Origin of the sequence: Sanguibacter inulinus (assembly GCF_013415325.1) — a bacterium.
Classification (GTDB): Bacteria; Actinomycetota; Actinomycetes; order Actinomycetales; family Cellulomonadaceae; genus Sanguibacter; species Sanguibacter inulinus.
This window is the reverse complement of the sequence record NZ_JACBYE010000038.1, coordinates 34,133-43,361: the sequence shown is the minus strand read 5'-3', so window position 1 is coordinate 43,361 and position 9,229 is coordinate 34,133. Positions and strand designations below refer to the sequence as shown.

Below are 9,229 nucleotides of genomic sequence, written 5' to 3'. Positions count from 1 at the left end.
GCCCCCGTGCCCGCCGACAGCGCCCCGGCCCTGCGCCCTGCGCTCGACCTCGGCTCCGGTGTCGTCGAGCTGACCCGCACGATCTGCGACATCCCGTCGGTCAGCGGTGACGAGCGCGCGATCGCCGACGCCGTCGAGCAGGCTCTGCGCGCCTACCCGCACCTCGAGGTGGTCCGCGACGGAGACGCCGTCGTGGCACGCACGCAGCTGGGGCGCGACGAGCGCGTCGTGATCGCCGGCCACCTGGACACGGTGCCGGTCGCCGACAACCTCCCGGTCCGCGTGGTGGGCGAGGGTCTGCACGCCGAGCTCTGGGGACGTGGGACCGTCGACATGAAGGGTGGGGTCGCCGTCCAGCTCGCCCTGGCCGCCGAGCTCGAGGCCCCGACCCGCGACATCACCTGGGTGTTCTACGACCACGAAGAGGTCGACTCGGCCCTCAACGGTCTCGGCAGGATCGCCCGGACCCGCCCCGAGCTGCTCGCCGGTGACTTCGCCGTGCTCTGCGAGCCGACGGCCGCGGGCATCGAGGGCGGGTGCAACGGGACGCTGCGCGTCGAGGTCCGTGTCCCGGGGGAGGCAGCCCACTCCGCCCGCTCCTGGATGGGCACGAACGCGATCCACGGTGCCTCCGAGGTGCTCGCGCGCCTGGCCGCCTACGAGCCCGCCTCGACCGAGGTCGAAGGGCTCGTCTTCCGCGAGGGCATGAACGCCGTCGGCATCCGCGGTGGGATCGCCGGGAACGTGATCCCCGACGAGTGCGTGGTCACGGTCAACTTCCGCTTCGCGCCCTCGCGCAGCCTCGAGGAGGCCGAGCAGCACACCCGCGACCTTTTCGAGGGCTTCCAGGTGACCGTGACCGACGCCGCGGCCGGTGCCCGCCCCGGGCTCGATGCGCCGCTCGCCGTCGACTTCACCGAGGCGGTCCTCGAGGTCACCGGGGGAGCCCCTGCCCCCAAGTACGGCTGGACCGACGTCGCCAGGTTCTCGGCCCTCGGTGTCCCGGCGGTCAACTTCGGCCCGGGGGACCCCGTCCTCGCCCACAAGGACGACGAGCACTGCCCGGCCTCGCAGATCCAGCTCTGCTACGAGGCCCTGCGGACCTGGTTGGTGCGCTGAGCCCGAGGGCCCGTGCCGTGCCTGGAGAGCGTTCACGGGGTGTCTGCGCGATGGTCACCCGACGCTCATCCGCGGGCGGCGGCGTCACGCCTGGTGAGGCAGGCGTCAGCACGTAGGCTCGGAGCATGACTGACGAAGGACTGGCACAGACCGGGAAGGGTTACCGGAAGGGTCCGGTGATCCTGCGGGGCGAGCAGATCCCCGCAGAGACGACAGACCAGCGCCTGCTCGACAGGCAGCACGACACCGAGTGGGTGCACTCCGACCCGTGGCGGGTCATGCGCATCCAGAGCGAGTTCGTCGAGGGCTTCGGTGCCCTCGCCGAGGTCGGCCAGGCCGTCAGCGTCTTCGGCTCGGCACGCACGCCCGTCGACCACCCGGACTACGAGCTCGGCGTCCAGGTGGGCCGCGGGCTCGTCGACCGTGGCTACGCGGTCATCACCGGTGGTGGTCCGGGCATCATGGAGGCCGCCAACAAGGGTGCCCGTGAGGCGGGCGGTCTCTCCGTGGGGCTCGGCATCGAGCTGCCCTTCGAGCAGGGGATGAACGAGTACGTCGACCTCGGCGTGAACTTCCGCTACTTCTTCGCCCGCAAGACGATGTTCGTCAAGTACGCCTCGGGCTTCGTGGTGCTCCCCGGCGGTTTTGGCACGCTCGACGAGATGTTCGAGGCACTCACCCTCGTCCAGACGCACAAGGTGACCGAGTTCCCGATCGTCCTCGTGGGCTCGGACTACTGGTCCGGTCTGTTCGACTGGCTGAGCACAGCTGTCCTGGACCGCGGCATGATCCACGCGAAGGACCTCGCGCTCTTCTCGATCGTCGACGACGCCGACGAGGCCGTGCGGATCGTCTGCGACCGCAACGAAGAGCTCCGGGCCCGTGAGCAGGCGGCTGCCGACGAGGCCGCTGCTGCCGAGTCGAGCGACGAGCCCGCCGACGAGGCCGCGCGCCCGGCGGCGGGGTGACCGGCGCGACGGTCCCGCCGCGCGCCGCGACGCTCGTGCTGCGGGGCCGCGAGGTCGGCGGCGAGGCGGCCGCGATCATGGCCATCGTCAACCGGACGACCGACTCGTTCTACTCCGGAGCCCGGCAGGCTGACGACGTCGACGCCCTGCGGGCTGTCGAGCGTGCGAGCACCGAGGGCGCCCAGATCGTCGACGTCGGCGGGGTGCGGGCCGGCACCGGGCCCGAGGTCACGGTCGAGGAGGAGATCCGCCGCACCGTCCCCTTCGTGGCACGCGTGCGTGCTGAGTTCCCCGACATGCTCGTCAGCGTCGACACCTGGCGTGCCGAGGTGGCGCGCGAGGCCGTCGGAGCCGGGGCCGACCTCGTCAACGACACCTGGGCCGGGCACGACCCGCACCTGGTCGAGGTCGCCGGGGCGCTCGGCGCCGGGATCGTCTGCTCGCACACCGGCGGGGCTGTCCCGCGGACTGACCCGTTCCAGGTGGCCTACCCGCTGCCGCACGACGCCCCCGACGACGCCGACCCCCGGGACGGCGTCGTCCACGACGTCCTCTCGACGCTCGCGGCCGCCGCGCGGCGGGCCGTGGCCTGCGGTGTGCCCCGCGAGTCTGTGCTCGTCGACCCGACCCACGACTTCGGCAAGAGCACCTGGCACTCCCTGCACCTGCTGCGCAGCACAGGCCGCCTGACAGGGCTGGGATTCCCCGTCCTCATGGCTCTCTCCCGCAAGGACTTCGTGGGGGAGACCCTCGACCTCCCCGCCGAGGAGCGGCTCGAGGGGACCCTTGCCGCGACAGCGCTCGCAGCCTGGATGGGCGCCACGGTGTTCAGGGCCCACGACGTCCGTGCGACCCGCAGGGCTCTCGACATGACGGCCGCGGTCCGCGGCGACCTGCCCCCGGCCCGCGTCGTCCGCGGGCTCGGCTGAGACGCGGGCGCAGCTCTGCAGAAGCCGTCCAGACGGCTTTACCCACAGGTGACCTGTGGGTCGCGGCGTGGCGTGAGGGCACGAGGGCGCAGGTCACACCCGGCGTGAACTAGAATATGGCTCTGAGACACACGGCGGTATCGACGGAAATGGAGAGCCACCAATGGCTGCGATGAAGCCCCGTACGGGTGACGGTCCCCTCGAGGTCACGAAAGAAGGCCGCGGGATCGTCATGCGCGTGCCTCTCGAAGGCGGAGGCCGCCTCGTGGTCGAGCTCAACGCCGTCGAGGCGAGCGAGCTGGGCGAGGCCCTGAAAGCAGTAGTGGGCTGACTCTTGGCTCCTCGCTCTACGTTCTCTGCTGCGTCCCTGGCCCGTGAGGGTGTCGGACGAGCAGTGCCTGAGGTCGTCCTCGCCGAGGGGACCCTCACGAGCTGCACCTTCCTCGACGACGTCGAGGCCGTAGCCGTCGCCGTCGGCTCACCTGTCGACGGCGACGACGAGCTCCAGCCGCGCGCCGGCACGGTCGACGCCTCCCTGCTCTACGGCATCGACCTCGCCGAGCTGGCCGAGCGCGCCGCGTTCTCCGGTGCTGCCGGCACGACCCACACCATCGACCTGCCACGGGTCCACGTCGGCTCCGCCGCGTCGCTCCCGTGGGCCGGTCTCCCGCACCGCATCGTGTTCGTCGGGGTGGGCCGCGAGACGACGAGCGACCTCCGGCGCGCCGGCGCGGCGCTGGCCCGGGCTGCCCGGGGACTCGGTCGTGTCCTCACGCCGCTCGCCGCGACGCCTCACGGGTCCGCGACCCGTGCCTTCGTCGAGGGGTATCTCCTCGGTGCGTACGTGCCCGTCAAGCTCTCGGCCGAGGCACCGGCTGACGGGCCGGCGCGCGAGCTCGTGCTCATCGGGGACGGCGACCAGTCGGCCCTCGACAGCGCCGTCCAGAGCGCCTGGGCCACCTGGTTGGTCCGGGACCTCGCGACGGTCCCCTCCAACATCAAGTCACCGGAGTGGTTCGCCGACCGCGCAGTCGACCTGGCGACCGCCGAGGGACTCACCACGACGGTCCTCGACGTCCCGGCTCTCGAGGCGCAGGGCTTCGGCGGGATCCTCGCCGTCGGCCGCGGCTCGTCGCGCCCGCCCCGCCTCGTGACCGTCACCTATGCCCCTGTCGACGGCGGCAGCGGTCAGCACGTGGTCGTGGTCGGCAAGGGCATCACCTACGACACCGGTGGTCTGTCCATCAAGCCGCGCGAGGCGATGGTCCCCATGAAGACCGACATGGCCGGGGCGGCCGTCGCTCTCGCCGCCGTGCTGGGAGCCTCGCGCTCGGGCAGCCCTCACTCTGTGACAGCCGTCCTGCCGCTCGCCGAGAACCACGTCGGGGCTGGCTCGTACAGGCCTGGTGACGTGCTCCGGCTCTTCGGCGGCACGACTGTCGAGATCGCGAACACCGATGCCGAGGGGCGTCTGGTCCTCGCCGACGCTCTCGCCTTCGCCGACGCGACCCTCGACCCTGACGTCCTGGTCGACGTCGCGACACTGACAGGTGCGGCGAGCGTCGGGCTGGGGCGCGGTCACGCAGCCCTCTTCAGCGCCGACGACGCTCTCGTCGCAGCGCTCGAGGCTGCGGGTCGCGAGACCGGGGAGCCCGTCTGGCACATGCCGCTCGTCGAGGACTACGCACCCGCTGTCGCCTCGACCGTCGCCGACCTCCGCCACGTCCCGGCCGACCCTCCGGGCGGGGGAGCGGTCACCGCAGCGCTGTTCTTGCGCTCCTTCGTCGGGGAGCGTCGCTGGGTGCACCTGGACATCGCGGGCCCCTCGCGGGCTGCTGCCCGCAAGCACGAGGTCTCGGCCGGAGCCACGGGGTACGGCGCCCGCCTCGTGCTGCGGCTGCTCGAGACCCTGGACTGACGGGCTGGCACCCCGGCATCCCGGCTCACCAGCCCTGCGGATGCAGGATCCCCGCAGCGCAAGAGCGCCCCTGCCGAGCTCGGCGGGGGCGCTCTTGGTCGTCCTGAGGTGAGGTCGTCTGAGGTCCGGGTCGTCTCAGACCAGGGTCGTCCCAGATCCGGGTCGTCTCAGGTCAGGCTCTCGTCGAGCGCTTCACGGAGACGAGCAGCCCGTCGCCGACGGGCAGCAGCGTCGAGAGCATGTGCTCGTCGTCCCGGACCGCTCGGCCCACGTCGCGGATCGCCGTGGTGACCTCGTCCCGTCGGGCGGGGTCGGCCACGCTGCCACCCCAGAGGGCGTTGTCGACCACGAGCATCCCGCCCTCGCGCAGCAACCGCCGGGCCTGCTCGACGTACAGCGCGCAGCTGGTCTCGGCGGCGCTGACCAGCACGAGGTCGTAGGCGCCGTCGGTCAGGCGCGGCAGGACGTCGAGCGCGCGACCAGAGATCGCCCGGGCGCGGGTGGCCCGGATCCCGGCCTCGGCGAAGGCGGCCTTCGCCGCTCTCTGGTGCTCGACCTCCACGTCGATCGTGGTGAGGACACCGTCGGGGAGCATCCCGCGGAGCAGCGCGAGGCTCGCGACACCCGTGCCGGTCCCGACCTCGACGGCCGAGCGCGCGCCGAGGGCGGCCGCCAGGACGGTGAGGGTCGCGCACGAGCCCGGGAGCATGCTGTGGCACCCGAGCTGGGCTGCGCGTCCACGGGCGCGCAGCAGGACCTCGTCCTCGGCGACGAAGTCCTCGGCGTAGGCCCAGCTCTGAGCTCGGTCGGCGGAGATGATGCCTCCAGGGTTGTCGTGGCCGGTGGTGTGACGTCTCAGATCGTACCGTCGAGACAGGACGCCGTGCCGTGAGCGCGCCGTCTCCTGTGCGAAGCAGGTGAAGGTTCATGCACCGGTGCGACACGCGGGCTCCGCCCTGGGACACTAGAGGGGTGCACGAACCCCACGACCATCCCACGCCCGAGGCCACGGGCACCGCAGCAGTCGACCCGGGCTGGCAGCCGCCCAGCTGGGAGTCTGTCGTGCGCGACCACTCAGCGCGCGTCTACAGGCTCGCGTACAGGCTGACGGGCAACCAGCACGATGCCGAGGACCTCACGCAGGAGGTCTTCATCAGGGTGTTCAGGTCGCTGAGCAGCTACACGCCAGGGACCTTCGAGGGCTGGTTGCACCGCATCACGACCAACCTGTTCCTCGACCAGGCGCGACGCCGCCAGCGCATCCGCATGGACTCGATGGGCGACGACTCCTCGACGTACCCCGCGCGCGGGGAGCTCTACGACCCCGTCCGCGGCTACGAGCACGCCAACCTCGACCACGACGTGCAGCGCGCCCTCGACGCGCTCGCCCCCGAGTACCGTGCCGCGGTCGTGCTGTGCGACATCGAAGGCCTCTCCTACGAGGAGATCGCGGTCACCCTGGGCATCAAGCTCGGGACGGTCCGCTCGCGCATCCACCGCGCTCGCTCCCAGCTGCGGCTGGCCCTCGCTGACCGTGCCCCGCACCGGCACGTCGTCGCTGGTGAGGACACGACCCCTGCTGACGGCACCTTCGTGCTGCACGGCGGTGCGAGGGCAGCAGGCGGAGCTGCGTGAGCGCGCACCTCGGCGAGTGGGTGAGCGCCCTCGTCGACAACCAGCTCGGCCTCGCCGACCGCGAGCGGTGCCTCGCGCACGTGGCAGCCTGCCCGCAGTGTGCCCGCGAGGTCGACGAGGCGCGGAGCGCGCGCCGCACGCTCTCCCTCGGCATCGCTGACGTCGAGCCCGCCCCAGACTTCATGAGCCGCCTGCTGGCCATGTCGGAGCCCGCCGCGCCCACGGCCGGCGAGGAGGTCGGCTTCGCCACGGCAGGTGCCGTCGAGCAGCGGTCCTCCGACGCGTCCAGCCTGGTCCCGCACGAGCCGCTCCCACCCCGCTGGCGTGCGCTGTGCGGTGACGTCGAGCCGAGGGGAGCGCGACGCGGACGCGCGGTCGTCGCGCTGATCCTCGGCAGCAGCATGGTGGCCGTCAGCCTCTTCACGCTGGGCGACCGGCCAGTCGTGGCACCCGACCGACAGCAGAACGACGCTCTCTCGGCGCTCGCAGCAGCTGCCCAGCTCCGCACCTCCGACGACCTCGTGCTCGACACGGCCTCAGGCGTCCTGGCCGACAGCCCGGGCTCGGGCGCGGACGACCACGAGGTCCTCGAGTGGATGTCGCAGCAGGGCTGGCCACGACCAGAGAGCCTGCCGGACGCCGTGACAGTCCAGGCGCTGCGCTTCACAGGAGCCGACGAGGACGTGCTCGAGGTCGACCTCGAGACGCCTTTCGGCGACGTGGTGGTCCGTGAGCAGCACGGCCGGCTCGATCAGGACAAGGTCTCAGACCTCAGGACCCTCGACGCAGGTGGGGCCCCGGTCTACGTGGTCTCGGAGTCGCCTCTGCACCTCGTGTGGCAGTCGTCGGACACCGTGGTCGACCTCGTGGCGCCCGGCTCTCTCGACGACGTGCTACAACTTGTGTCGACCTTCCCGGTCGACGAGTACGACGAGGGATTCCAGGCGCGCGTCGGGCGTGGGTGGACGACACTGACAGGAGTGCTCTCGTGACAGGTCCGAGGACAGACGACCACGGCAGCCACGACCACGGCGCAGACGACGACCGCGCGGACGGCCACGGCGCAGGCACGCGCAGCACCGACGAGGCGGCCGCCCCGACCCGGGCTGTCCCGCCGGTCCCGCTGCCCCCCGCGCACGCCGCTCCCTCGTACACCCCTGGTCAGGAGGGTGCGCAGGCCCGGGTCGACCACTCGCGCTATGCACCACCGGGGGCTGCGTCGACAGCCGCAGCCGGTGCAGCTCAGCAGCCCCAGGCTTCCGCGGACGACCGCGCCCGTGAGGCCGACCGCGCGGCGGTGTCCTTCGAGGCACCCGCGGGCAGCGAGGGCCCGGGGGCCCCGGCTGCGTCCGGGGCGGGCCTCGAGGGGCAGCCGTCCGTGCCGGCACCTGCTCCGGTGGCAGACCCGCTCGGTCCGCCCTCCTACGCTCCGGGTGCGACCCCGAGCGCCCACTGGTTCGACCAGGCACGGGCTGACCAGGCCGACCAGGCCGGCCGGGAGAAGTCTGCTGAGGCCTCGACGCTCTCGGGATGGCCGACCACCGACGGACCGCACGGTCGTCGACGAGGCCTCGGGTCTGCTGCGGTGACGGGGCTGCTCGTCGGGGCTCTGCTGCTGGGCGCCGTCGGCGGGATCGTCGGAGAGCGCGTGTGGGACTCGGTCTCCGGACCGTCGTCCCAGCCGCTGCCCACGGTCTCGGCGGACCCGAGCATCACCAGGCCCGACGGGTCGATCGCGGACATCGCGGCGACTGTCGCGCCGAGCGTGGTCTCTCTCTACGTGTCGGGACCCGACGGTCAGTCGACAGGCTCGGGTTTTGTCATCCGTGAGGACGGCTACATCCTCACCAACAACCACGTGATCGCGGGTGCGGTCGGGAACGGCGAGATCCGGGTGACCTTCGTCGACGGCTCTGAGTCTACGGCGACCCTCATCGGGCGCACGGCCGACTACGACCTCGCCGTCGTCAGGGTCGACCGCGAAGACCTGGTCCCGCTGGTGCTCGGAGACTCCGAGGCCGTGGCAGTCGGCGACCCCGTCATCGCGATCGGCGCACCGCTCGGGCTGGACGGCACCGTGACCACGGGCATCATCAGCGCCCTCAACCGACCGGTGTCTGCGGGCGACGTGACAGACCAGGCCTTCATCAACGCGCTCCAGACAGACGCAGCGATCAACCCGGGCAACTCGGGTGGTCCGCTCGTGGACGCCTCGGGTCAGGTGATCGGCATCAACTCCGCGATCGCCCAGCCGCCGGGCACCCTCACGAGCGCGGGGAACATCGGTCTCGGTTTTGCCATCGGCTCCAACCAGGCGCGACGCACGGCGCAGGAGATCATCGACACGGGGTCCGCCAGCTATCCGATCATCGGTGTGCTGCTCGACTCCTCCTACGACGGTGAGGGCGTGCAGGTGGTCCAGGACGCCCAGGGCGGGCAGGAGCCTGTCACCCCGGGCGGCCCGGCCGAGGCCGCAGGCCTCGCTCCCGGCGACGTGATCCTCTCGGTCGACGGACGCCCGGTGACCCAGTCCGACGAGCTGATCGTCGCGATCCGTGCGAAGGCCCCTGGAGACACCGTCGTGCTGAAGGTACGCTCGGGCGATGACGAGCGAGACGTGTCGATAGTGCTCGACAAGGCGACGAGCGGCGAGGGCTGAC

Annotated in this window: 9 protein-coding genes; 8 read left to right on the top strand and 1 reads right to left on the bottom strand. The window is 72.0% G+C overall.

Translation table 11 applies throughout. The features are described from left to right. The first annotated feature begins 6 nt into the window (after positions 1-6). The 5 genes from dapE to HZZ10_RS13925 all read left to right on the top strand — a co-directional run bounded on the left by dapE (position 7) and on the right by HZZ10_RS13925 (position 4,934). Positions 7-1,119, top strand: coding sequence for a succinyl-diaminopimelate desuccinylase (gene dapE / locus HZZ10_RS13945; protein WP_179913969.1), 1,113 nt, complete (start codon positions 7-9; stop codon positions 1,117-1,119). 125 nt (positions 1,120-1,244) lie between these two features. Continuing rightward, a complete protein-coding gene (locus tag HZZ10_RS13940; protein ID WP_179913965.1) occupies positions 1,245-2,087 on the top strand; it encodes an LOG family protein in 843 nt (280 codons plus the stop codon). Continuing rightward, a complete protein-coding gene (gene folP / locus HZZ10_RS13935) occupies positions 2,084-3,016 on the top strand; it encodes a dihydropteroate synthase (RefSeq protein WP_056129514.1) in 933 nt (310 codons plus the stop codon). The genes HZZ10_RS13940 and folP overlap by 4 nt, the downstream gene beginning before the upstream one ends. 163 nt (positions 3,017-3,179) lie before the next feature. Next, complete coding sequence (locus HZZ10_RS13930; protein WP_082543807.1) at positions 3,180-3,347, top strand: DUF3117 domain-containing protein; 168 nt, start codon at positions 3,180-3,182, stop codon at positions 3,345-3,347. A gap of 63 nt (positions 3,348-3,410) precedes the next feature. Further along, entirely contained in the window at positions 3,411-4,934 is a 1,524-nt protein-coding gene (locus tag HZZ10_RS13925; protein ID WP_308507583.1) for a leucyl aminopeptidase family protein, read from the top strand. Between the two features lie 172 nt (positions 4,935-5,106). Here the strand turns inward: HZZ10_RS13925 and HZZ10_RS13920 are convergent, their stop codons facing one another. Continuing rightward, positions 5,107-5,751: an O-methyltransferase gene (locus HZZ10_RS13920; RefSeq protein ID WP_179913968.1), complete on the bottom strand. Its 645-nt coding sequence runs from the start codon at positions 5,749-5,751 to the stop codon at positions 5,107-5,109. A 155-nt stretch (positions 5,752-5,906) separates the two neighbouring features. Here HZZ10_RS13920 and sigE point away from each other — a divergent pair, with 155 nt between their 5' ends. The 3 genes from sigE to HZZ10_RS13905 are packed head-to-tail and all read left to right on the top strand — an operon-like array spanning position 5,907 to position 9,228. Further along, positions 5,907-6,569: an RNA polymerase sigma factor SigE gene (gene sigE, locus HZZ10_RS13915; protein ID WP_082543808.1), complete on the top strand. Its 663-nt coding sequence runs from the start codon at positions 5,907-5,909 to the stop codon at positions 6,567-6,569. Continuing rightward, positions 6,566-7,561, top strand: a complete 996-nt coding sequence (locus HZZ10_RS13910; RefSeq protein ID WP_056129526.1) for an anti-sigma factor — start codon at positions 6,566-6,568, stop codon at positions 7,559-7,561. Before sigE ends, HZZ10_RS13910 begins: the two co-directional genes overlap by 4 nt. Then, positions 7,558-9,228 (top strand): S1C family serine protease, encoded by a 1,671-nt coding sequence (locus HZZ10_RS13905; protein ID WP_179913963.1) that lies wholly within the window; start codon positions 7,558-7,560, stop codon positions 9,226-9,228. The genes HZZ10_RS13910 and HZZ10_RS13905 overlap by 4 nt, the downstream gene beginning before the upstream one ends. Position 9,229: the final 1 nt, after the last annotated feature.

Excerpts from the sequence above, each read along its gene's own strand:
- HZZ10_RS13940 (WP_179913965.1), top strand. The coding sequence starts at position 1,245 with ATGACTGACGAAGGACTGGCACAGACCGGGAAGGGTTACCGGAAGGGT.
- HZZ10_RS13930 (WP_082543807.1), top strand. The coding sequence starts at position 3,180 with ATGGCTGCGATGAAGCCCCGTACGGGTGACGGTCCCCTCGAGGTCACG.